Source organism: Streptoverticillium olivoreticuli subsp. olivoreticuli (assembly GCF_003391135.1).
Classification (GTDB): domain Bacteria; phylum Actinomycetota; class Actinomycetes; order Streptomycetales; family Streptomycetaceae; genus Streptomyces; species Streptomyces blastmyceticus.
On the sequence record NZ_CP031455.1, the window covers coordinates 6,731,061 to 6,753,292 of the forward strand.

A 22,232-nucleotide genomic window follows, 5' to 3' on the forward strand; every position below is an offset into this window, starting at 1 on the left:
TCCGTACCGCCCGGTAAGGTGCGATCCCCATGCCCGAGGGCATGCGGAATCCGATCTTTACGGGGGCGGGAGCGGGCATGAGCGGAGCGGGACGCGAGGACGACGGCCACGGCCGCGCGGGCAGAGTGCTGTCCGGGCTGGCCGTGGCCGTCGGCTGTGTGCTCTTCCTCGGTGGATTCGTGTGGGGCGCCCTGCTGTACCAGCCGTACACCGTTCCCACGGACTCGATGGAGCCGACCATCATGCGCGGCGACCGGGTGCTCGCCGAGCGCGTCGACGGCGGCGAGGTGCGGCGCGGGGACGTCGTGGTCTTCAAGGACAAGGTCTGGGGCGACATGCCCATGCTCAAGCGCGTCGTCGGGATCGGCGGCGACAAGGTCGAGTGCTGCGACCGGCAGGGCCGGATGACGATCAACGGCAAGCCGGTCGACGAGCCGTATCTGGCGGCCGGGAGCCCGGCGTCGATCACGGCCTTCTCGACCACCGTGCCCGACGGGCAGCTCTTCCTCATCGGCGACCACCGCACCACCTCGGTCGACTCCCGTTCCCACCTGTCCGACGCGTCCCACGGCGCGGTGCCCCGGAGCGCGGTGAAGGGGCGGGTGGACGCCATCGCCTGGCCGATGGGCAGCTGGGGGATGATGGACAGACCCCGGGCGTTCGCCGGGCTGCCGGGCGGCACGTCCCACCCCGGCCCGCTGCCCCTGGTGCTGGCCTCGGTGGTCGTCGGAGCGCTGCTCGTCCTCGGCGGAGCGGCGTACGGACCGATGGCGCGCCGCCTGACGCCACGGCGCGGGGCCGGGCGGAACGGCGGCCCCGGCGGTGGGAAGGGAGTGACGGCGGGTGTCGGGTGAGGTGCCCCGGCCCGAGGGACCGGGACCGGACGGCCTGCCGGTCGACGACGGCCCGCAGGCCCCTGGAGGGCCGCGCAGGGCCTCGCGGGTCGTCCTGCTCGACCCCTGGGACCGGATCCTGCTCCTCCACGGCTTCGAGCCCGACGACCCGGCCACCACCTGGTGGTTCACCCCGGGCGGCGGGCTGGAGGACGACGAGACCTGGGAGCAGGCCGCGCGCCGGGAGCTCGCCGAGGAGACCGGGATCACCGACATCGAGCTGGGCCCGCCGCTGTGGCGGCGCAGCTGCTCCTTCCCCTTCGACGGGCGCCGCTGGGACCAGGACGAGTGCTACTACCTGGCCCGCACCCGGCAGGCCGCGGTGTGGACCGGGGGCGAGACGGAGCTGGAGCGGCGCAGCGTCACGGGGCTGCGCTGGTGGACGTGCGGGGAACTCCTCGCGACCCGTGAGACGGTGTATCCGACCAGGCTCGCCGAGCTGCTGCGTACGCTGCTCGACGAGGGACCCCCGAGTACGCCGGTGCTCCTGGAGACGGAGCGGGCCTGACGCACAATAGGGGGACGCACGGCTGAAGGGGAACATGCCATGAGCGCCGAGGACCTCGAGAAGTACGAGACCGAGATGGAGCTGAAGCTCTACCGGGAGTACCGCGATGTCGTCGGTCTGTTCAAATACGTGATCGAGACCGAGCGGCGCTTCTACCTCACCAATGACTATGAGATGCAGGTGCACTCCGTCCAGGGCGAGGTCTTCTTCGAGGTCTCGATGGCCGACGCCTGGGTGTGGGACATGTACCGGCCGGCGCGCTTCGTCAAACAGGTGCGGGTGCTCACCTTCAAGGACGTGAACATCGAGGAGCTCAACAAGAGCGATCTCGACCTCCCGGGTGGCTGAGTTATCCACAACCGGCGGGTTATCCACCAAGATCCAACAATGGGGCGTGGTCGCGGCACAGTCGGTGCCGGAGGTGGTGACCATGCTTCGACCGGAGCGGTCGGCGGGATCAGCGGGAAAGGCGGGGCCGGGGAGTTCTTTCACGGCGGCGGGATCGGCGGGATCGGCGGGGCCTTCGGGGTCGGCCGGATCGTCCGAGGGCTTCGCGCGACAGGCGCTCGGCCGCTACGGCGAGGAGCTGGCGGTGCGCCGGCTCACGGAGGCCGGGATAAGGATCCTGGACCGCAATTGGCGCTGCCGGGACGGCGAGATCGACATCGTCGCGTCCGATGGTGACGCCCTGGTGGTCTGCGAGGTGAAGACCCGGCGCGCGGGCCCCTACGAACACCCGATGGCGGCGGTGCGGACCGGGAAGGCCGACCGGCTGCGCAGGCTCGCCGGGCGATGGCTGGAGCGGAACGGGGGACCGCCGCCGGGCGGGGTGCGGATCGACCTCGTGGGCGTGGTCGTCCCCGACCGGGGAGCGCCCTCCGTGGAGCACGCCAAGGGGGTGGCGTGATGGGATTCGCCCGCACGTGCTCGGTGGCCCTGGTCGGGGTCGAGGGCGTCCTGGTCGAGGTCCAGGCCGGCCTGGAACCGGGCATCGCCGCCTTCACCCTGGTCGGCCTGCCGGACAAGAGCCTCCAGGAGAGCCGCGACAGGGTCCGCTCGGCCGTGGTGAACTCCGGTGCGGAGTGGCCGCAGAAGAAGCTGACGGTGGGGCTCAGCCCGGCGTCGGTCCCCAAGGGCGGCAGCGGCTTCGACCTCGCGGTGGCCTGCGCGGTCCTGGGCGCCGCCGAGCGGATCGACCCACGCCAGATCGCCGACCTGGTGATGATCGGCGAGCTCGGCCTTGACGGCCGGGTCCGGCCGGTCCGCGGCGTCCTGCCCGCGGTGCTCGCCGCCGCCGACGCGGGCTACCGCCAGGTGGTCGTCGCCGAGCAGACGGCCGCGGAGGCGTCCCTGGTGCCCGAGGTCTCGGTCCTCGGCGTCCGCAGCCTGCGCCAGCTGATCGCGGTCCTCTCGGACGAACCCGTGCCGGAGGAGGAACCGATCGAGGACGGGCGTCCCGACCCGACGCTGGCGGGGCTGTCGGTGGCCGGGGCCGGGATCGGGACCGGGGTGCTCTGCGGGGTCGGCGCCGCGCTCCACGTCCCCGACCTGGCCGAGGTCGCGGGCCAGCACCTGGCCCGCAAGGCCCTGGAGGTCGCGGCCGCGGGCGGTCACCACCTCTACCTCAAGGGGCCGCCGGGAGCGGGCAAGACGATGCTGGCGGAGCGGCTGCCAGGCCTGTTGCCACCGCTGACGTCCCAGGAGGCCCTGGAGGTCACGGCGGTGCACTCCGTCGCCGGCGTCCTGCCACCCGGCAAGCCACTGGTGCACGCTCCGCCGTACTGCGCGCCCCACCACTCGGCGACGATGGCGGCCCTCGTGGGCGGCGGCAACGGCCTGCCGCGCCCCGGCGCGGTGTCCCTGGCCCACAGGGGCGTGCTGTTCCTCGACGAGGCACCGGAGTTCAGCGGCCGGGCGCTGGACGCCCTGAGACAGCCGCTCGAGTCCGGTCACGTCGTGGTGGCCCGCTCGGCGGGGATGATGCAGATGCCCGCGCGGTTCCTCCTGGCCATGGCCGCGAATCCCTGTCCTTGTGGCCGGCACTCGCAGCTGGGGGAGGAGTGCGAGTGCTCGCCGACCGCGATCCGCCGCTATCAGGCCAGGCTGTCGGGCCCGTTGCTGGACCGGGTCGACCTGCGGGTCAGGGTGGAGGCGGTGACCCGGGCCGAACTGACCGGCAGGGACGGGGCGGCGGAGAACACCGAGACGGTGGCCGCGCGCGTGCGCGAGGCACGGGAGCGGGCCGCCGCCCGGTACCGGGCCACCCCGTGGAGCACCAACGGTGAGATGCCGGGCCACGAGCTGCGCAGCCGATGGCACCCCCTGCCCGGAGCCCTCAAGGAAGCCGAACGCGACATGGAGTGCGGCCTGCTGACGGCCCGGGGCCTCGACCGGGTCCTCAGGGTCGCCTGGACCGTCGCCGACCTCGCCGGACACGACCGCCCGGATGCGGAGGACGTGGCGCAGGCCCTCCATCTGCGCACCGGCTTCACCCGGGGGGTCCCGGCCGAGGCGGGAGCGAGGTGATGCGCGGGCGCCGGAGAACGGGGGAGGGGCCCGAGGACGGAGGCGGCTCCGGAGGCGCGGGCGGGCCACGGTCCGGAAGCGGCACCCGGGGCAGGGCCGCCCCCGACGCCGGGGGCTCCCGGACCGGGACTCCCGGACCCGAGCCGCCCGGGGACCGCGCACCCGGCCTCGGGGAGCGGCTCGCGCGCGTGGCGCTGACGCGGCTCACCGAACCGGGGGACGAGCGAGTGGGGCGCTGGCTGCGGGAGCTCGGTGCCGAGGGGCTGATGCGGGGGCTGACCGGAGCGGGACCGCCGCCCCCGGGCGCGGGGAAGGAACGGCTCGCGGGGTGCCGGGCGCGGGCGTCGACGCTCGACCCCCGTCGCGATCTCGGCACCGTCGCCGGGCTGGGCGGCCGCTTCCTCTGCCCGGGCGACCGGGAGTGGCCGGGGCAGCTGAACGACCTCGGTGACGCCCGCCCCGTCGGCCTCTGGGTGCGGGGCGAGGCCAACCTCCGGCTGTGGGCCCTGCGGTCCGTCGCCGTCGTCGGCGCCCGGGCCTGCACCGACTACGGCTCCCATGTCTCGGCCACCCTCGGCGCCGGGCTCGCCGAGCTCGGCTGGGTGGTGGTCTCGGGGGCCGCCCACGGGGTGGACGGCGCGGCGCACCGGGGAGCGCTCGCCGCCGGCGGCGCGACCGTCGCGGTGCTGGCGTGCGGGGTGGACGTGCCCTATCCACGCGGGCACGCCGAGTTGATCGGCCGGATCGCGGAACAGGGTCTGGTGCTGGCCGAGTTGCCGCCCGGCGGCCACCCGACGCGCAGCCGCTTCGTCCTGCGCAACCGTGTCATCGCGGCGTTGACGCGCGGGACGGTGGTCGTGGAGGCGCAGTACCGCAGCGGATCCCTGGTCACGGCGCGGCGCGCCCGGGAGCTGGGGCGGCACACGATGGGCGTTCCCGGCCCGGTCACCTCGGGGCTCTCGGCAGGTGTCCATGAACTCCTGCGCGAGGACGCGTGCCTGGTCACCGACGCCGCCGAGATCGCCGAGCTGGTCGGTGGCATGGGCGAGCTCGCCCCCGAGCGGCGCGGCCCCGTCGTGCCCCGGGACCTGCTCACCCCCGCGCTGACCGCGGTGCTCGAAGCGGTGCCCGGAGGGCCCGGCGGCGACCGCGACCTCGTCGCCCGCAACGCCTGCCGGGACCGGGACCGGACCCTCCGCGGGCTCCATGAACTCCAGGCCCTCGGCTTCGTCGAACGCTCCGGTGATCACTGGAAGTTGGCGGGCCCGACGTCAACATCCGGCACCACCAAGCCCCCCGGACGGCGCCCGTCCGTGCGGCGAGGCGGTTCTTGACCTGGGGCGATCGGGTGAAAGGGTTAAGGGGGTGACCGCGGGAGCCGATACGGCCAACCCGCCGCGGCCGCCGGGCGATCCGGCAGTCGGACTCCGGGAGCGCGGCCAGTGGAACCTATCCGCATATCGACCGAAGGGGCTCTCCTCGCGCACCGCAGCGCGTCAGTCACGCTACGCTCACGGGAATCCAGCCATTCGTACCACTCCATTCACATCCCCATTCACGTCACGTCTCCATTCACGTCACAGCAGAACGGCTCAAGACGACGAATGCCCCAGCACACCTCCGGGTCCGATCGCGCGGCGGCACCGCCCGCAGCACGCGGGCCCGTGCGCCCTCCCGCACCCTCGACGCTCGATGAGCTGTGGCGGTCGTACAAGGCCTCGGGCGACGACCGGCTGCGGGAGCAATTGATCCTCCACTACTCGCCGCTGGTGAAGTATGTGGCGGGGCGGGTCAGCGTCGGTCTGCCGCCCAATGTCGAGCAGGCGGACTTTGTTTCCTCCGGGGTCTTCGGACTCATCGACGCCATCGAGAAGTTCGACCCCACGCGAGAGATCAAGTTCGAGACCTATGCCATCACCCGCATCCGCGGGGCGATGATCGACGAATTGCGGGCCCTGGACTGGATCCCGCGCTCGGTCCGCCAGAAAGCGCGTGCCGTCGAGCGCGCGTACGCCACCTTGGAGGCGGCGCTGCGCCGCACGCCCTCGGAAGCCGAGGTGGCGGCGGAGATGGGCATCGCCGTCGAGGAACTGCACAGCGTCTTCAGCCAGTTGTCGCTGGCCAACGTCGTGGCCCTGGAGGACCTGCTGCACGTCGGCGCCGAGGGCGGTGAGCGGCTGAGCCTGATGGACACGCTCGAGGACACCGCCGCGGACGACCCCGTCGAGGTGGCCGAGGACCGCGAGCTGCGCAGGCTGCTCGCCCGCGCGATCAACACCCTTCCCGAGCGGGAGAAGACGGTGGTCACGCTCTATTACTACGAGGGCCTCACCCTGGCCGAGATCGGCCATGTGCTCGGCGTCACGGAGAGCCGGGTCAGCCAGATCCACACCAAGTCGGTCCTCCAGCTGAGGGCGAAACTGGCGGACATAGGACGCTGACCGCGCCTGCCGACCACCACCGGACCCCGACGGGCCCTCCCTTCACGCCGCTCCGCGCGCTCGCCCCGGTCGTCGCGGGCCCGCCGGAACGCCGCCCCGCGGGGAAACGTGCCGTCGGCGTCGTCCCGGTCGGCGGATATCCGTAAAGTGGAGCCGTGCCCAGGATTCGAGCGGCCTCAGTGGCCGAGCACCGGACGATGCAGCGCGACGCCCTGCTGGACGCCGCACGTTCCCTGCTGTCCGAAGGCGGTACGGAGGCCTTGACCTTCCCCGCGCTGGCCGAGCGCACCGGGCTGGCACGGTCCTCGGTCTATGAGTACTTCCGTTCGCGGGCCGCGGTCGTCGAGGAGCTGTGCGCCGTCGACTTCCCCGTCTGGGCGGCCGAGGTCGAGGCCGCCATGGAGCGCGCGGAGACGCCCGAGGCGAAGATCGAGGCGTATGTGCGGCAGCAGCTGGCGCTCGTCGGCGACCGGCGTCACCGCGCCGTGGTCGCCATCTCCGCGGGTGAGCTGGACTCCGGCGCGCGCGAGAAGATCCGCGCCGCGCACGGCGGGCTGGTGACCATGGTGGTCGAGGCCCTCGTCGCCCTCGGCCATGAGCAGCCCCGCCTCGCCGCGATGCTCCTCCAGGGAGTGGTGGACGCGGCGGTCCGCCGCATCGAGCTCGGCGCGGCCGAGGAGCCGCACCGCATCACCGAGGCGGCCGTGTCCATGGCCCTGCGCGGGGTCCGGGGCTGACGCTCCCGCGACCGGCGGCCCGAGCGGGCCGGTGAGCGGCAGCAGCCGGGACGGCGGGCGGCGCAGCATCCACGGCGGCAGCAGCGTCAGGGGATCGAGATAGGTCTCCCCGCGGAGCAGCCCCCAGTGCAGACAGTCCGCCGGACAGTGGAAGGGGCCCGCCTGCACGGTGCCCACCGGCTGCCCGGCGGCCACCCGATCCCCCTCGTGGACGGCCGGCCGCACCGGTTCGTAGGTGATCCGCAGCGGTGGATCGCCCGTCCCGGCCAGGGCGACGGCCACGACTCCCCGCCCGGCGACCGTGCCGGCGAAGGACACCGTCCCGGGGGCGGCCGCGCGCACCGGCTGCCCCGCCCGGGTGTCGAGATCCACTCCGCGGTGGCCCGCCGCCCAGGGCTTCGGCGGCGGGTCCCACGCCCGTACGACCACGGGGCGGCCCCCGCGTGCCCCGGTGACCGGCCACGCCCGGTCGCCTCCGGCCCCGCCCGCCCCGGGAGGGCCTGTGGCGGTGGCGGCCACGACGGCGGTGGTGGCCGGGTCCGCGGGCGTGGAGCGCGGGACCCAAGTGAGGTGTGTGACGCATGCGACGAGCATGGTCACGGTCAGTAAGGCGCCGGGCGTCGCCGCGCCCACGCCTGGGGAACGCCGCCGGAGGTGCCGCGTGAGAGATCGCATGCGAGAACCGTGGCCCACCCCGCCGATTCGTGGGGATCTTGACCAGGATCTGTGGACTACTCGCGGGTTGTGCACAACGTCGTCACCCGGGCCTTCCCGGGTCCCGTACACTTCTCATGGCGATCCGGGTCACCGGATCGACTTCGCACGCCCCGCTACCGGCGCGTCAGTCCCTTTCGGGCAGCCCGGTGGCCGTGTCTCTCGGTCCGCGGAACGGTTCCTCGCAAGGGTGCCTTCCACGGCGGACACGTCGGGGCGTCAGGAGCGGCGGCCGCCCGGCCGCCGTGGAACCGAGTATTTCAAGGAGCGCGGCCATGGCCGTCGTCACGATGCGGGAGCTGCTGGAGAGCGGCGTCCACTTCGGTCACCAGACCCGTCGTTGGAACCCGAAGATGAAGCGTTTCATCTTCACGGAGCGCAACGGCATCTACATCATCGACCTGCTCCAGTCGCTGTCGTACATCGACCGCGCCTACGAGTTCGTCAAGGAGACCGTCGCGCACGGTGGCTCCATCATGTTCGTCGGCACGAAGAAGCAGGCCCAGGAGGCCATCGCCGAGCAGGCGACCCGCGTCGGGATGCCGTACGTCAACCAGCGCTGGCTGGGCGGCATGCTCACCAACTTCTCGACCGTCTACAAGCGCCTCCAGCGCCTGAAGGAGCTCGAGCTCATCGACTTCGAGGATGTGGCCGCCTCCGGCCTCACCAAGAAGGAGCTGCTCGTCCTCTCCCGCGAGAAGACCAAGCTCGAGAAGACCCTCGGCGGTATCCGCGAGATGCAGAAGGTGCCCAGCGCCGTCTGGATCGTGGACACCAAGAAGGAGCACATCGCCGTCGGTGAGGCGCGCAAGCTGCGCATCCCGGTCGTCGCGATCCTCGACACCAACTGCGACCCCGACGAGGTCGACTACAAGATCCCGGGCAACGACGACGCGATCCGCTCCGTCACGCTGCTCACCCGCGTGATCGCCGACGCCGTCGCCGAGGGCCTCATCGCCCGTTCCGGTGCCGCCACCGGTGACGCCAAGGCCGACAAGGCCGCCGGCGAGCCGCTCGCCGAGTGGGAGCGCGACCTGCTCGAGGGCGAGAAGAAGGCTGACGAGACCGAGGCTCCGGCCGAGGCCCCCGCCGCCGAGGCCGAGAAGCCGGCCGCGGACGCCGAGCAGGCCTGACAACTCAGTCGCGGTAGATGACGGCGGGGGCCGGCGCGACCAGCGCCGCCCCCGTCGTGCACCCGTAGTCACAACGACTTCCGAGAGAGATTCACCATGGCGAACTTCACCGCCGCTGACGTCAAGAAGCTCCGTGAGCTCACCGGCGCCGGCATGATGGACTGCAAGAAGGCGCTGGACGAGGCGGCCGGCGACCTGGACAAGGCCGTCGAGATCGTTCGCGTCAAGGGCCTGAAGGGCGTGGCCAAGCGCGAGAGCCGCACCACCTCGAACGGTGCCGTCGTCTCGGTCATCGCCGACGACAACACCTCCGGTGTGCTCGTCGAGCTGAAGTGCGAGACCGACTTCGTCGCCAAGGGCGAGAAGTTCGTCGCCGTCGCCGAGACGCTGGCCGCCCACGTCGCCAAGACCGCTCCGGCGGACCTCGAGGCGCTCATGGCGTCCGAGATCGAGGCCGGCAAGACCGTCCAGGCGTTCGTGGACGAGGCCAACGCCACCCTCGGTGAGAAGATCGTCGTCGACCGCTTCGCGCAGTTCGCCGACGGCTACGTCTCCGCGTACATGCACCGCACCGCCGCGGACCTGCCGCCGCAGGTCGGCGTCCTGGTCGAGCTCGACAAGGACAACGCCGAGGTCGCCAAGGACATCGCGCAGCACATCGCCGCGTTCGCGCCGAAGTTCCTCTCCCGCGAGGACATCCCGGCCGACGTGCTCGAGAACGAGCGCCGCGTCGCCGAGGCCACCGCCCGCGAGGAGGGCAAGCCCGAGGCCGCCCTGCCGAAGATCATCGAGGGTCGCGTCACCGGCTTCGTCAAGGAGAACTCCGTTCTCGAGCAGGCGTTCGCCAAGGACAACAAGAAGACCGTCCAGAAGATTCTGGACGAGGCCGGTGTCAAGCTGAAGCGCTTCTCGCGCATCCGCGTCGGCGCCTGAGCCGTCAGCAGGGCAGCGAATGACCTGCGACCCGCTAGGGTCGTACGCAGCCGACCCTTCACCGGTCGGCCGCTGATGTGACGAGGAGGCCATTGCCGTACAGGGATCTGATAAAGACCCATCCGGCAATGGCCTTCTTCGTATGTGCACGAGGAGATCTCCAATGAATCAGGGTGCGGACGCCCGGCCGGCAGCCGACGACAAAAACGCTGACCACGGCAAACGCCGTCGGTTTATGCTGAAACTGTCCGGCGAGGCATTCGCCGGCGGCGGGGGCCTCGGTGTCGACCCCGATGTCGTGCACGCCATCGCTCGCGAGATCGCGGCAGTCGTCCGCGACGGCTACGAGATCGCCGTCGTCATCGGCGGCGGCAACTTCTTCCGCGGCGCCGAGCTCCAGCAGCGCGGCATGGACCGTGCCCGCTCGGACTACATGGGCATGCTCGGCACCGTCATGAACTCCCTCGCCCTCCAGGACTTCCTGGTCAAGGAAGGCGTCGAGACGCGGGTGCAGACCGGCATCACCATGGGCCAGGTCGCCGAGCCGTTCATCCCGCTGCGCGCGGTGCGCCACCTGGAGAAGGGCCGCGTCGTCATCTTCGGCGCCGGCATGGGCATGCCCTACTTCTCCACCGACACCACCGCCGCCCAGCGCGCCCTGGAGATCCACGCCGAGGCGATCCTGATGGGCAAGAACGGCGTCGACGGGGTCTACGACTCCGACCCGAAGAAGAACCCCGACGCGGTGAAGTTCGACGCTCTCGAGTACAGCGAGGTGCTGTCCCGCGGCCTCAAGGTCGCCGACGCCACCGCCATCTCCCTGTGCATGGACAACAAGGTGCCGATCCTCGTCTTCGAGCTGCTCGCCGAGGGCAACATCGCGCGTGCGGTCAAGGGTGAGAAGATCGGCACGCTCGTGAGCGACCAGAGCACGCGGGCCTGACGGCCCGGACAACCGCCGTCCTGGGCGATCACGCCGCACAGGGACGGCAACACCGTGCCGTGGGAAGACCCCGGCACGGGGATGGACAACTGCCTGCCGGTCGGACACCGTGCAGGAGAAGACGCGCGCAGGGGCGAGGCTCTGCTTACTGATAACACCAGGAGCAAGTGGTGATCGAAGAGATCCTCCTCGAGGCCGAGGAGAAGATGGAGAAGGCCGTTGTGGTCGCCAAGGAGGACTTCGCGGCGATTCGCACCGGGCGTGCGCACCCCGCGATGTTCAACAAGATCGTGGCCGACTACTACGGTGCGCTGACGCCGATCAACCAGCTGGCGTCCTTCTCGGTGCCGGAGCCGCGCATGGCTGTGGTGACGCCCTTCGACAAGAGCGCACTGCGCAACATCGAGCAGGCCATCCGCGACTCGGACCTCGGTGTCAACCCGAGCAACGACGGCAACATCATCCGAGTGACGTTCCCCGAGCTGACCGAGGAGCGCCGCCGCGATTACATCAAGGTGGCCCGTACCAAGGGCGAGGACGCGAAGATCTCGATCCGCGCCATCCGCCGCAAGGCCAAGGACGCCCTCGACAAGCTCGTCAAGGACAAGGAGTCCGGCGAGGACGAGGTGCGCCGCGCGGAGAAGGAGCTCGACGACACCACCGCGAAGTACGTCGCGCAGGTGGACGAGCTGCTCAAGCACAAGGAAGCCGAGCTCCTCGAGGTCTGATGAACGACACATCCTGGGGAGCCCCGCCGAGCGCCGGGTACTGGGGGTCCACCGACCGCGGACCCTCCCCCTCGCTCGGAGGGGACGTGCGCCCGGGTTCGGCGGGTCCTGTGCACGAGGCGGGCGTCGCGGCGCAGACTCGGCCCATGCCCATCGTGCCCCCCTCAGGCGGAGACCAGGACGACCGTGACGAGGGGGCCGCCCACCTGCGCGGCCCCCTGTTCCGTGATGAACAGGAGCCCGACATCCGGCCCCAGGAGTCTGCCCCGGAGCCTGCATCCCCCCAGGCACCCAAGGCCGGCAAGAAGAGCGCCGGCCGAGATCTTCGGGCCGCGATAGGGGTGGGACTGGGCCTCGGCGCGGTCATCCTCGCCTCCCTGTTCATCTACAAGCCCGTCTTCCTCGGCGTGATCGTCGTCGCCGTCGTCGTCGGGCTGTGGGAGCTGACGTCCCGCCTCGCCGAGCGGAAGGCCGTCAAGGCCCCCCTGGTGCCGCTCGCGCTCGGCGGCGCCGCCATGGTCATCGCCGGTTACGCGAGGGGCGCCGAGGGCGCGTGGGTGGCCATGGCCTTCACCGCGCTCGCCGTGCTCGTGTGGCGGATGTCGGAGCCTCCGGACGACTACCTCAGGGATGTCACGGCGGGTATCTTCGCCGCGTTCTACGTGCCGTTCCTGGCCACGTTCGTGGCCCTGATGCTGGCCGCGGGCGACGGCGCGTGGCGGGTGCTCACCTTCCTGATCCTCACGGTCGTCAGCGACACCGGTGCGTACGCGGTGGGCTGGAAGTTCGGCAAGCGCAAGCTCGCGCCGCGCATCAGCCCCGGCAAGACGCGCGAGGGCCTGCTGGGCGCCGTGCTCTTCGCCATGGTGGCGGGCGCGCTGTGCATGCACTTCCTGATCGACGGCGGCAAGTGGTGGCAGGGACTGCTGCTCGGTCTCGCCGTCGCGGCCAGCGCCACGCTGGGCGACCTCGGCGAGTCCATGATCAAGCGCGACCTCGGCATCAAGGACATGGGCGCGCTGCTGCCCGGCCACGGCGGGATCATGGACCGGCTGGACTCGCTGCTGCCGACCGCACCCGTGGTGTGGTTGCTGATGGTGGTCTTCGTCGGCAGCGCTTAGGGCTCCGGCCTGCGCTTTCTTCGGTGAGGGGTTCGTTGTCCACAGGACGGCGGGCCCCTCTCCGCGCGTCTGCGACACTGGTAGGACCATGCCTGCACCTGGAGAACTCACTTTCGTCGCGCCGCGCGGGGCCAAGCTGCCCCCGCGGCACCTTGCCGACCTCTCGCCCGCCGAGCGCCGCGAGGCGGTTGCCGCGATCGGCGAGAAGCCGTTCCGTGCGAAGCAGCTGTCGCAGCACTACTTCGCCCGGTACGCGCACGACCCCGCGGCATGGACCGACATCCCCGCCGCCGCCCGCGAGAAGCTCGCGTCCGAGCTGCTGCCGGAGCTGATGAAGGTCGTCCGACACATCTCGTGCGACGACGACACCACCCGCAAGACCCTCTGGCGGCTGCACGACGGCAAGCTCGTGGAGTCGGTGCTGATGCGCTACCCCGACCGGGTCACCATGTGCATCAGCTCCCAGGCCGGCTGCGGGATGAACTGCCCGTTCTGCGCCACGGGCCAGGCCGGTCTGGACCGCAACCTGTCGACCGCCGAGATCGTGCACCAGATCGTGGACGGCATGCGCGCGCTGCGCGACGGCGAGGTGCCGGGCGGTGCCGCCCGCCTGTCCAACATCGTCTTCATGGGCATGGGCGAGCCGCTCGCCAACTACAAGCGGGTCGTCGGCGCCATCCGCCGGCTCACCGACCCCGAGCCCGACGGCCTCGGCCTCTCCCAGCGGGGCATCACCGTCTCCACCGTCGGCCTGGTCCCCGCGATGCACCGCTTCGCCGACGAGGGCTTCAAGTGCCGCCTCGCGGTCTCGCTGCACGCCCCCGACGACGAGCTGCGCGACACCCTGGTGCCGGTCAACACCCGCTGGAAGGTCCGCGAGGTCCTCGACGCCGCCTGGGAGTACGCGGAGAAGTCGGGCCGCCGCATCTCCATCGAGTACGCCCTGATCCGCGACATCAACGACCAGGCGTGGCGCGGTGACCTGCTCGGCCGGCTCCTCAAGGGCAAGCGCGTGCACGTCAACCTCATCCCGCTCAACCCCACCCCGGGGTCGAAGTGGACGGCCTCCCGCCCGGAGGACGAGCGGGCGTTCGTCGCGGCGATCGCCGCGCACGGCGTGCCGGTGACCGTCCGCGACACCCGTGGCCAGGAGATCGACGGCGCCTGCGGACAGCTGGCGGCGGCCGAGCGCTGAGAGCGGCCCCGCGGCGGCACTGATACGGTGCCTTCGCGCATACGAGCGCACAAGCGAACGTACAAATGAACAATCCGACAGGGGAGCGCGAAAGCGCTGAGAGTGCGGCACGGGCCGCAGACCCTCGGACCTGATCCGGGTCATACCGGCGTAGGGAGTCAGCTCATCATGAACACCAATCTCCGGCGTGCCCTCGGCGCGGCCGCCGCCGTCGCGCTCGGCCTGCCCGCGCTCGCCGCCTGCGGCTCCGGCGGCTCCGAGGCGGCCGACGGCGGCAAGACCGTCACCCTCGTCTCGCACGACTCCTTCCAGGTCTCGGACGGCGTGCTCAAGGAGTTCGAGAAGCAGAGCGGCTACACCGTCAAGGTGCTCAAGAGCGGTGACGCCGGAACGGCCGTCAACCAGGCGATCCTCTCCGCGAAGCACCCGCAGGGCGATGTCTTCTTCGGCGTCGACAACACCCTCCTGTCGCGCGCGCTCGACAAGGACCTCTTCACGCCGTACGAGGCCAAGGGCCTGGACCGGGTCCCCAAGGCCCTCCAGGCCGACGCCGCGCAGCACCGGGTCACCCCGATCGACAGCGGCGACATCTGCGTCAACTACGACCGCGCGTACTTCGCCGACCACAAGCTGGCCCCGCCGCAGTCCTTCGACGACCTGATCAAGCCGGAGTACAAGAACCTCCTCGTCACGGAGAACTCCGCCACGTCGTCCCCCGGGCTCGCCTTCCAGCTCGGCAGCATCGCCAAGTACGGCGACGACGGCTGGCAGGACTACTGGAAGAAGCTCAAGGCCAACGGCGTCGAGGTGGTCGACGGCTGGGAGCAGGCGTACAACCAGCGCTTCTCCGGCTCCGCCGCAGGCCGCAAGACCAAGGGCGACAAGCCGCTGGTCGTCTCCTACGCCTCCAGCCCGCCCGCCGAGGTGATGGATGTGAAGCCCGAGCCGAAGGAGGCCCCGACCGGGGTCGCGACCGGCACGTGCTTCCGGCAGATCGAATTCGCCGGACTGCTGTCCGGCGCGAAGAACACCGAGGGCGGCAAGGCGCTGATCGACTTCCTGCTGAGCAAGAAGTTCCAGGAGGACATGCCGCTCACCATGTTCGTCAACCCCGCCGCCCAGGACGCCGCGCTGCCCGGCCTGTTCACCAAGTACGGCGCGAAGGTCACCGACCCCGCGACCCTCGCGCCGGAGAAGATCGCCAAGAACCGCGACCAGTGGATCAAGGCATGGTCCTCGATCGTCCTGAAGTAGACGTAACGGGGAAGCCGCCGCAGGGCCCCCGGACGGCCTCCGGGCGGTCCCGGCAGCACCTCCGGCGGACGGCGGTGCGGCTCGGCCTGATGGCCGTGCCGCTCGCCTTCTTCGGGGTCTTCTTCGCCTACCCCGTCACCGCGATCGTCTCCCGGGGGCTCAAGGACGGCGGGCACTGGCAGTTCGGCCGCGTCGGCGAGGTCGTCATCGACCCCGCTATCGGCCACGTCCTGTGGTTCACCACCTGGCAGGCGCTCGCCTCCACCGCGCTGACCCTCGCCCTCGCGCTCCCCGGCGCGTACGTCTTCGCGCGTTTCGACTTTCCCGGCAAGCAGCTGCTGCGGGCCGTGGTCACCGTCCCCTTCGTCCTGCCGACCGTCGTCGTCGGCTCGGCGTTCCTGGCGCTGCTGGGGCGCGGCGGGCTGCTGGACGAGCTGTGGGGCGTGCGCCTGGACACCACGGTGTGGGCGATCCTCCTCGCCCACGTCTTCTTCAACTACGCCGTGGTCGTACGGACCGTCGGCGGCCTCTGGGCCCAGCTCGACCCCCGTCAGGAAGAGGCGGCGCGGGTGCTGGGCGCGGGCCGCCTCGCCGCCTGGCGGCGGGTGACCCTGCCCGCCCTGACGCCCGCCGTGGCGGCCGCGGCCCTGATGGTCTTCCTCTTCACCTTCACCTCCTTCGGCGTCGTGCAGATCCTGGGCGGCCCGCGCTACTCCACGCTGGAAGTGGAGATCTATCAGCAGACGGCGCAGCTGCTGGACCTGCCGACCGCGGCCGTGCTCACCCTCGTGCAGTTCGTGGCGGTGGCCGTGCTGCTCGTGGTGCACGGCCGGACCGTACGCCGCAGGGAGTCCGCCCTGAAGCTCGTCGACGCCGCACGCACCGCACGCCGACCGCGCGGCGCGGCGCAGTGGGCGCTGCTCGGCTCCGTGCTGGCCGTGGTCGCGCTGCTGGTCCTGGTGCCGCTCGTCGTCCTCACCCTGCGCTCCTTCGACGGCCCCGACGGCTATGGCCTCGCCTTCTACCGCGCCCTCGCCTCGGCGGGCGACAACGGCGGCACGTTCGTCGTCGCCCCGCTGGAGGCCATCGGCAATTCGCTGGCGTACGCGCTGGCCGCCACCGGCATCGCGGTGGTCGTGGGCGGTCTGGCGGCCGCCGCGCTCACCCGGCGCGCGGGGCGGCTCGTCCGCGGCTTCGACGCGCTGCTGATGCTGCCGCTCGGCACCTCCGCCGTGACCGTCGGCTTCGGCTTCCTGATCACCCTGGACGAGCCGCCGCTGGACCTGCGCACGTCGTGGATCCTGGTGCCGCTCGCACAGGCTCTGGTGGGCGTGCCCTTCGTCGTACGGACCATGCTGCCCGTACTGCGCGCGGTGGACGCCCGGCTGCGCGAGGCCGCCGCGGTGCTCGGCGCATCGCCGCTGCGCGCCTGGCGCGAGGTGGACCTGCCGCTGGTGGGCCGCGCCCTGGCGGTCGCGGCCGGTTTCGCGTTCGCCGTGTCACTGGGCGAGTTCGGGGCGACGGTCTTCATCGCCCGGCCCGACAGCCCGACGCTGCCCGTGGCGGTGGCCCGGCTGCTCGGCCGGCCAGGGGAGCTCAACTACGGCCAGGCGATGGCCCTCAGCACGATCCTGATGCTGGTGTGCGCGGCCGCGCTGCTGGTTCTGGAGCGCGTCCGCACCGACCGTTCGGGAGAGTTCTAGATGTCCCTGCTGCGACTGGACGGCGTGACCGTCCGCTTCGGTGAGCGCGCGGCGCTGGACGCGGTCGACCTGGAGGTCGCCGAGCACGAGACGGTGTGCGTGCTCGGGCCGAGCGGCAGCGGCAAGTCCACGCTGCTGCGGGTGGTCGCCGGACTGCAGCGCGCGGACGCCGGGCGGGTGTTCCTCTCCGGGAACGACCAGGGCGGTGTGCCGACGCACCGGCGTGAGGTGGGCCTGATGTTCCAGGACCACCAGCTGTTCCCGCAGCGCGACGTGGGCGGCAACGTCGGCTTCGGGCTGCGCATGCGGAAGACGGGACGCGCGGAGGCGGAGCGCCGGGTGGCCGAACTGCTCGACATGGTGGGGCTGCCGGGCGCCCAGCGGCGGTCCGTCGCGGCGCTGTCGGGGGGAGAGCAGCAGCGGGTCGCGCTGGCCCGCGCGCTCGCCCCGCGGCCGCGGCTGCTGATGCTCGACGAGCCGCTGGGCCAGCTCGACCGGAGCCTGCGGGAGCGCCTCGTGGTGGAGCTGCGGGAGCTCTTCGGGCGGCTGGGCACCACCGTGCTGGCCGTCACCCACGACCAGGGCGAGGCATTCGCGCTCGCCGACCGGGTCGTGGTGATGCGGGACGGCCGGATCGCACAGGCCGGGACGTCGCTGGAGGTCTGGCAGCGGCCGGCGTCGGAGTTCGTGGCCCGCTTCCTCGGCTTCGACAACGTGGTCGAGGCGACGGTGTCCGGGGAGCGCGCGGACACGGTGTGGGGCAAGGTGCCGGTGCCGGCCGGGACGCCGGAGGGCCGCCGCCGTCTGCTCGTACGGCCCGCGGGCGTCCGCCTGGCACCGGTGGTGGACGGGCTGCCCTGCACGGTCACCGGGCGGACGTTCCGGGGCGACCACGTGGTGGTGCTGCTCCGGCCCGCCGACGGCCCGGAGCTGGAGGCGGCGTGCGGACTGCGGGACGCGCCGGACGTGGGTGACCGGGTGGGCGTGGTGTTCCGCGCCGACGACGTGGTGGTGCTGGGCGGTTCCTGACCGTATGGGAAAGGGCCGGCCGCCTGGTCCGTGAGGACAGGCGGCCGGCCCGTTTTCGTGGGTTTGCCGGTGCGTCAGCCGCTGACTGTCGGCTGGAGTTCCTTCGGCTCCGGTTCCGCCTGCGGCGCGCCTTCCGGTTCGCCGAACCAGGCGACCGCCACCGCGCCGGTCACCGCCAGCAGGAAGCCGAGGATCGCGACCCAGGCGAAGCCGGGACGGGAGCTGTCGCCGAGCAGGAGGACGCCGATGATGCCCGGCAGGACGGTCTCACCGACGACCAGGGCCGCCGTGGCACCGTTGACCGAGCCGATCTGGAGGGCGACCGTGTGCAGGTACATGCCGACCGCACCGGATATGAGGATGGCGTAGAGGGCCGGGTCCGCGATCAGGGTGGGCAGGTCGAAGGGGTCGATCCCGTCCAGGATGCGTACGCCCACGCCGATCGCGCCGAAGCCGAGACCGGACAGCAGGCCGGCCAGGATCGCGGCGCGCGACCCCATCAGGCGCACGGCCACGGTGCCACCGCCCATCAGCACGACCGAGATGACCAGCAGCCACCAGTGGGTGGACCGCGCGGCGTCACCGCCGCCCTCGTGGCCCGCGGCGGTCGCCAGCAGCACCAGCGCGGAGCAGACCACGCCGATGGACGCCCACTCCGGCTTGGTCAGCCGGATGCCCAGGAGCTTGACGCTCAGCAGGGCCGTGACGACGAGGTTGGCGCTGATGACCGTCTGGGAAAGGAACAGCGGCAGCATCCGGGCGGCCAGGGCGCCCAGCCCGAAGCCTATGAAGTCCAGGACCGTACCGACCATGAACTCCCAGGTCACAGCGGCCTTCGCGGTGGAGGAGAGGCTCGGCCCGCCATGCTGGGTGGTGCCCGTGGAGGAGGCGGTGGCGGCCTCCTGGCGGGCCGATTTGCGCGATCCCACGGCTTGCAGGACCGAACCCGTCCCATAACAGGCCGAGGCCGCGACAGCCGTCACTAGGCCGATGATCACCAATTGCTCCGTTCGCCTGATAAACCGTCGTGCTTCTGAGCCAGACGTGCTTTTCGGCGCGGAAGTTGCCTTGGGTCAAGAAAAGGTCAAGAACCGGTCCGCCGTGGGACCGGTGCGACGTCAGCCGCCCGTGGGCCCGGTCGCCCGCGCCAGCGCCGCCGGTGCCTCCTCCACGGAGTCGACCAGCGCGATCCGGCCCGCCATCGGCCGCCCCGCGGCCAGCGCCTCCAGCAGGGGCCACGCCGGAAGCGTACGCGTCCAGTGCGCACGGCCGACCAGCACCATGGGCGTCGGCTCGCCGCCCCGCCGGTAGAAGTTCGGGGTCGCGTTCCCGAAGATCTCCTGTACGGTCCCGGCCGCGCCCGGCAGGAAGATCACCCCGGCGTCGGAGCGGGTGAGGAGACCGTCCTCGCGAATGGCGTTGGCGAAGTACTTCGCGATGTGCGTGGCGAAGGCATTGGGTGGCTCGTGCCCGTAGAACCACGTCGGAATGCCCACGGACGGCCCGCCGCCGGGCCGCAGGGAGCGCACGGAGAGGGCGGCCGAGGCCCAGGCCCCGACGGACGGTGTGAAGGCGGGAACCCCGGTCAGCAGCTCCAGGGCCTCGTCCAGCACGGCGTCGTCGAACGGCGCGGCGTACGCGCCGAGGTTCGCGGCCTCCATGGCGCCCGGACCGCCGCCCGTGGCGACCATCAGCCCGCCGCGGGCCAGCGCCCGTCCCAGCCGCGCGGCGGCCGCGTAGTCCACGGAACCGCGCCGCAGCGCGTGGCCGCCCATGACGCCCACGACGCGCCGCCCAAGGAGAAGCTCGTCCAGCGCGTCGGAGACGGCGTCGTCGTGGATGCCGCGCAGCATCGAGGCGACGATGTCGCCGTCCGCCCTCGTGCGCTCGAACCAGGCGTGGGTGAGGGCGTCCGGCGTGTTCTCGTAGCCCTTCTCCAGCCCCTCGAACAGCTCCTCGGGGCGGTAGAGCTCGCCCCGGTACGGATCGAACGGCAGGTGGGGCACCGGAGGGAAGACCAGTGCCCCGCCCGCCCGGACCTTCCCGTCCGCCGCACGCTCCATCGGGCAGCCGAGGAAGACGGCCTCATCGGTGTCCGTGGCCAGCAGCGCGGCCGTACGGCCCGTCAGGTCGACGGACTGCACCCGGTATCCGCCCAGCGAGCCCGTGGCGGCGACCCGGTCGAACTCCTCCAGCGACTCGATCTCCTCCGTGGCGCCGAGGGCAGCCACCCTTCACCTGGTCATGGGCAGCGCGGCCAGCTCGGCGATGGCCCATGTGAGGGGGGTGAGCACGGCAAGCAGCACACAGGTGCGCAGCACGGCCGCGCCACGGAGCATCGAGGCGGGGAGCCCCAGGCGCTGCAGGGCCGCCGTGGTGCCCGTGCGGCTCTGCCGGCTGTCCAGGGCGGCGGTGATGGCGGTGGCGGTGACACAGGCCATCACCAGGGCCGCGCCGAGACCGGTCAGCGGGCCGAAGGGGCGGGGCCCTGAGCCCTCCCAGGCCGCGCCGTACAGCTCGGCCGCCGCGAGGGCGCCCGAGGCCACGGCGCACAGCACGCCGAGCGGCCGGCCGATCCGGGTGGCCGCGTCCTGCAGTATGCGCCCGGCCAGCAGTCGCACGGCGCCGGGCCGCCCGGCCGACAGCAGGACCCCGCACCAGTGCGTCAGGCCCGGCCCGGCGAGGACGAGGCCGAGCGAGGCGAGCAGCCAGCCGCCGATGACACCGGGGGAGGCGCCGTCGGTGCGGCCGGGCAGCGACAGCAGGGTGTCGGGGTCGGGGGCCGGGCCGCGGCCCACGTACGCCTCCATGGCGAGGCCGACCGAGATGATCGCGATGCCCCAGGGGAGGCCGGTGTACACGGGCTTGGGGGTGGGCGGGACGGCCGGCTTCGGCGCGGGAGCCTCCGTCTCGGCCTCGGGGTCCACGGGCGGCGCAGGGGCCGCGGCCTCCCGGCGCGGGCGCAGCGCGACGGCACAGGTGGCCGACGCGAGGACCGGCAGCAGACCGAGGAGCGTCAGCGTCGCGCCCCACGGCAGGTGCGCCTGCCCGTCCAGCAGCCGCTCGGCGGAGCCGCTCAGCGGGGTGCCGCCGAGGTCGCCGCGGAGCTCCAGACAGACCAGCAGGGCGACGCCGCTGCCGAGCGTGCAGGAGATCGCCGTCGAGGCCGCCGCGAGGAGCGACATCCGTACCGGTCCGAGCCCCGCCGCGTCCAGACCCGCGCGCGGGCGGGTGGAGGGGTCCGTACGGGCCACGGCGAGGGCGAACTGCACGACGGCGGCGAGCGGTACGGCACACCACACCAGCCGTACGATCGACTGCCCGGTCGCCTTGGGATGTGCCACCGCGTACCCGAGGGTGCACAGCAACAGGAAACCGACGCCCGCCGCGGCGGCCGCGACCAGAAGTCTTCGCAGCAGGACGAGCGGGTGAGCGCCGCGCGCTAGGCGGAGACTGAGCACGCCGCCCTGCCCTCTCCACCGGGCGCGTCGGGCGCCGGGATCCCACTGGCCCGGCGGCCGTCGGCCAGGGTGACCGTCCGGTCGGCGAGGGTGGCGATCTCGTCGTCCAGGGTGGCGATGACGACCGTGATCTGGTGCGAGCGCGCGGCCGTCGTCAGGGTGCGCAGCACCTGTGCCCGGTCGGCGTTGTGCAGTGGTGCGGTCGGCTCGTCCGCGAAGATGACGGTCGGTTCGGTGGCCAGCGCCCGCGCGATCGCGATCCGCTGACGCTGTGCCATCAGCATGGCGTCCGGCCGCTTGCGGGCGCAGTCGCCGACGTCGAGGCGCTCCAGCCACTCACCGGCGGTCCGTTTGGCGGCCCGGTGGCCGATGCCGCGCAGCAGCAGCGGCAGGGCGGCGTTCTCCCAGCCGCTGAGCTCCGGGACGAGGTGGGGCTCGCTGTCGATCCAGCCGAACCGCTCGCGGCGCAGCCTCTCCCGGGCGGGACGCGAGAGGGTGTGCACGGGTGCGCTGTTGAACCACACCTCGCCGGGTGTGGGCAGCAGCTGGCCCGACAGGCATTTCAGGAGTGTGCTCTTCCCGGAACCGCGTGTCCCGGTGACGGCGAGGATCTCGCCTTCACGTACGCCGACGGAGACCCCGGCGAGAGCGGGGGAGCCGTTGTATGCGTAATGCAGGCCACGTGCCCAGAGCACGTCATTGTCCGGCGGGGCCACCATTATCGAGCACCTCGGGTCGCTGAAGGGTCCGTTCCCCTGTCCGGGTGAACGAACCGGAGGCCATTGGGTCACTGGCACCGTACGGAACCGGGATCCTAGCCCTCGCCCAGGCTCGGCGCTGGAGGGCCTGACTTTCCTCCGGTCGGCCTCATCCTCAGCGGTCGCCCATGCGTCGGAGCGCATGCGCGCAGGAC

General features: G+C 72.1%; 21 protein-coding genes, 1 pseudogene and 1 riboswitch. Of the genes and pseudogenes, 17 read left to right on the forward strand and 5 right to left on the reverse strand.

What is annotated here, in order from left to right; all coding sequences use genetic code 11:
• Positions 1-77: 77 nt before the first annotated feature.
• From lepB to DXZ73_RS30000, 8 genes are all read left to right on the forward strand, one after another.
• On the forward strand, positions 78-854 hold the full coding sequence (lepB, locus tag DXZ73_RS29965; protein WP_116214122.1) for a signal peptidase I: 777 nt from the start codon (positions 78-80) through the stop codon (positions 852-854).
• 34 nt (positions 855-888) lie between these two features.
• Positions 889-1,401, forward strand: a complete 513-nt coding sequence (locus DXZ73_RS29970; RefSeq protein WP_116215952.1) for an NUDIX hydrolase — start codon at positions 889-891, stop codon at positions 1,399-1,401.
• Positions 1,402-1,440: 39 nt separating this feature from the next.
• Entirely contained in the window at positions 1,441-1,749 is a 309-nt protein-coding gene (locus DXZ73_RS29975) for a DUF2469 domain-containing protein (RefSeq protein WP_009714730.1), read from the forward strand.
• Between the two features lie 238 nt (positions 1,750-1,987).
• Positions 1,988-2,308, forward strand: a complete 321-nt coding sequence (locus DXZ73_RS29980; protein WP_240351813.1) for a YraN family protein — start codon at positions 1,988-1,990, stop codon at positions 2,306-2,308.
• Positions 2,308-3,927, forward strand: coding sequence for a YifB family Mg chelatase-like AAA ATPase (locus DXZ73_RS29985; RefSeq protein WP_116214123.1), 1,620 nt, complete (start codon positions 2,308-2,310; stop codon positions 3,925-3,927). The genes DXZ73_RS29980 and DXZ73_RS29985 overlap by 1 nt, the downstream gene beginning before the upstream one ends.
• Entirely contained in the window at positions 3,927-5,261 is a 1,335-nt protein-coding gene (gene dprA / locus DXZ73_RS29990; protein ID WP_116214124.1) for a DNA-processing protein DprA, read from the forward strand. Before DXZ73_RS29985 ends, dprA begins: the two co-directional genes overlap by 1 nt.
• A gap of 270 nt (positions 5,262-5,531) precedes the next feature.
• On the forward strand, positions 5,532-6,368 hold the full coding sequence (gene whiG, locus DXZ73_RS29995; RefSeq protein WP_116214125.1) for an RNA polymerase sigma factor WhiG: 837 nt from the start codon (positions 5,532-5,534) through the stop codon (positions 6,366-6,368).
• A gap of 179 nt (positions 6,369-6,547) precedes the next feature.
• Positions 6,548-7,105 carry a TetR/AcrR family transcriptional regulator gene (locus tag DXZ73_RS30000; protein ID WP_116214126.1) on the forward strand — a complete coding sequence of 186 codons (558 nt, stop codon included), beginning with the start codon at positions 6,548-6,550 and terminating at the stop codon, positions 7,103-7,105.
• Between the two features lie 150 nt (positions 7,106-7,255).
• On the opposite strand, the pseudogene DXZ73_RS40660 reads toward DXZ73_RS30000, so the two are convergent.
• A pseudogene (locus DXZ73_RS40660) lies at positions 7,256-7,780 on the reverse strand (peptidoglycan DD-metalloendopeptidase family protein); the annotation flags it as partial.
• Between the two features lie 314 nt (positions 7,781-8,094).
• Here DXZ73_RS40660 and rpsB point away from each other — a divergent pair.
• From rpsB to DXZ73_RS30050, 9 genes are all read left to right on the forward strand, one after another.
• Positions 8,095-8,952 carry a 30S ribosomal protein S2 gene (gene rpsB, locus DXZ73_RS30010; RefSeq protein ID WP_116214127.1) on the forward strand — a complete coding sequence of 286 codons (858 nt, stop codon included), beginning with the start codon at positions 8,095-8,097 and terminating at the stop codon, positions 8,950-8,952.
• A gap of 96 nt (positions 8,953-9,048) precedes the next feature.
• Positions 9,049-9,885, forward strand: a complete 837-nt coding sequence (gene tsf, locus DXZ73_RS30015) for a translation elongation factor Ts (protein ID WP_116214128.1) — start codon at positions 9,049-9,051, stop codon at positions 9,883-9,885.
• A gap of 163 nt (positions 9,886-10,048) precedes the next feature.
• Positions 10,049-10,828, forward strand: a complete 780-nt coding sequence (gene pyrH / locus DXZ73_RS30020; RefSeq protein WP_116214129.1) for a UMP kinase — start codon at positions 10,049-10,051, stop codon at positions 10,826-10,828.
• 170 nt (positions 10,829-10,998) lie between these two features.
• On the forward strand, positions 10,999-11,556 hold the full coding sequence (frr, locus tag DXZ73_RS30025) for a ribosome recycling factor (RefSeq protein ID WP_116214130.1): 558 nt from the start codon (positions 10,999-11,001) through the stop codon (positions 11,554-11,556).
• Entirely contained in the window at positions 11,556-12,677 is a 1,122-nt protein-coding gene (locus DXZ73_RS30030; RefSeq protein ID WP_116214131.1) for a phosphatidate cytidylyltransferase, read from the forward strand. Before frr ends, DXZ73_RS30030 begins: the two co-directional genes overlap by 1 nt.
• Before the next feature lie 88 nt (positions 12,678-12,765).
• A complete protein-coding gene (gene rlmN / locus DXZ73_RS30035; protein ID WP_116214132.1) occupies positions 12,766-13,872 on the forward strand; it encodes a 23S rRNA (adenine(2503)-C(2))-methyltransferase RlmN in 1,107 nt (368 codons plus the stop codon).
• Positions 13,873-13,941: 69 nt separating this feature from the next.
• Positions 13,942-14,046, forward strand: a riboswitch (TPP riboswitch).
• Entirely contained in the window at positions 14,041-15,126 is a 1,086-nt protein-coding gene (locus DXZ73_RS30040) for a thiamine ABC transporter substrate-binding protein (RefSeq protein WP_116215954.1), read from the forward strand. Its footprint overlaps the riboswitch before it by 6 nt.
• Before the next feature lie 89 nt (positions 15,127-15,215).
• Complete coding sequence (locus DXZ73_RS30045) at positions 15,216-16,829, forward strand: ABC transporter permease (RefSeq protein WP_116215955.1); 1,614 nt, start codon at positions 15,216-15,218, stop codon at positions 16,827-16,829.
• Complete coding sequence (locus DXZ73_RS30050; RefSeq protein ID WP_116214133.1) at positions 16,830-17,858, forward strand: ABC transporter ATP-binding protein; 1,029 nt, start codon at positions 16,830-16,832, stop codon at positions 17,856-17,858.
• 74 nt (positions 17,859-17,932) lie between these two features.
• On the opposite strand, the gene DXZ73_RS30055 is transcribed toward DXZ73_RS30050, so the two are convergent.
• From DXZ73_RS30055 to DXZ73_RS30070, 4 genes are all read right to left on the reverse strand, one after another.
• Positions 17,933-18,856 (reverse strand): hypothetical protein, encoded by a 924-nt coding sequence (locus DXZ73_RS30055; RefSeq protein ID WP_116214134.1) that lies wholly within the window; start codon positions 18,854-18,856, stop codon positions 17,933-17,935.
• 120 nt (positions 18,857-18,976) lie between these two features.
• Positions 18,977-20,089, reverse strand: coding sequence for an LOG family protein (locus DXZ73_RS30060; protein ID WP_116214135.1), 1,113 nt, complete (start codon positions 20,087-20,089; stop codon positions 18,977-18,979).
• Between the two features lie 3 nt (positions 20,090-20,092).
• A complete protein-coding gene (locus DXZ73_RS30065; RefSeq protein ID WP_116214136.1) occupies positions 20,093-21,319 on the reverse strand; it encodes a hypothetical protein in 1,227 nt (408 codons plus the stop codon).
• Complete coding sequence (locus tag DXZ73_RS30070; protein ID WP_116214137.1) at positions 21,301-22,038, reverse strand: ABC transporter ATP-binding protein; 738 nt, start codon at positions 22,036-22,038, stop codon at positions 21,301-21,303. The genes DXZ73_RS30065 and DXZ73_RS30070 overlap by 19 nt, the downstream gene beginning before the upstream one ends.
• Positions 22,039-22,232 lie beyond the last annotated feature (194 nt).

Excerpts from the sequence above, each read along its gene's own strand:
- DXZ73_RS30070 (WP_116214137.1), bottom strand. The coding sequence starts at position 22,038 with ATGGTGGCCCCGCCGGACAATGACGTGCTCTGGGCACGTGGCCTGCAT.
- rlmN (WP_116214132.1), top strand. The coding sequence starts at position 12,766 with ATGCCTGCACCTGGAGAACTCACTTTCGTCGCGCCGCGCGGGGCCAAG.
- DXZ73_RS30045 (WP_116215955.1), top strand. The coding sequence starts at position 15,216 with ATGGCCGTGCCGCTCGCCTTCTTCGGGGTCTTCTTCGCCTACCCCGTC.
- DXZ73_RS30040 (WP_116215954.1), top strand. The coding sequence starts at position 14,041 with ATGAACACCAATCTCCGGCGTGCCCTCGGCGCGGCCGCCGCCGTCGCG.
- pyrH (WP_116214129.1), top strand. The coding sequence starts at position 10,049 with ATGAATCAGGGTGCGGACGCCCGGCCGGCAGCCGACGACAAAAACGCT.
- DXZ73_RS29985 (WP_116214123.1), top strand. The coding sequence starts at position 2,308 with ATGGGATTCGCCCGCACGTGCTCGGTGGCCCTGGTCGGGGTCGAGGGC.
- DXZ73_RS30050 (WP_116214133.1), top strand. The coding sequence starts at position 16,830 with ATGTCCCTGCTGCGACTGGACGGCGTGACCGTCCGCTTCGGTGAGCGC.
- DXZ73_RS29975 (WP_009714730.1), top strand. The coding sequence starts at position 1,441 with ATGAGCGCCGAGGACCTCGAGAAGTACGAGACCGAGATGGAGCTGAAG.
- tsf (WP_116214128.1), top strand. The coding sequence starts at position 9,049 with ATGGCGAACTTCACCGCCGCTGACGTCAAGAAGCTCCGTGAGCTCACC.
- dprA (WP_116214124.1), top strand. The coding sequence starts at position 3,927 with ATGCGCGGGCGCCGGAGAACGGGGGAGGGGCCCGAGGACGGAGGCGGC.
- whiG (WP_116214125.1), top strand. The coding sequence starts at position 5,532 with ATGCCCCAGCACACCTCCGGGTCCGATCGCGCGGCGGCACCGCCCGCA.
- lepB (WP_116214122.1), top strand. The coding sequence starts at position 78 with ATGAGCGGAGCGGGACGCGAGGACGACGGCCACGGCCGCGCGGGCAGA.
- DXZ73_RS30030 (WP_116214131.1), top strand. The coding sequence starts at position 11,556 with ATGAACGACACATCCTGGGGAGCCCCGCCGAGCGCCGGGTACTGGGGG.
- rpsB (WP_116214127.1), top strand. The coding sequence starts at position 8,095 with ATGGCCGTCGTCACGATGCGGGAGCTGCTGGAGAGCGGCGTCCACTTC.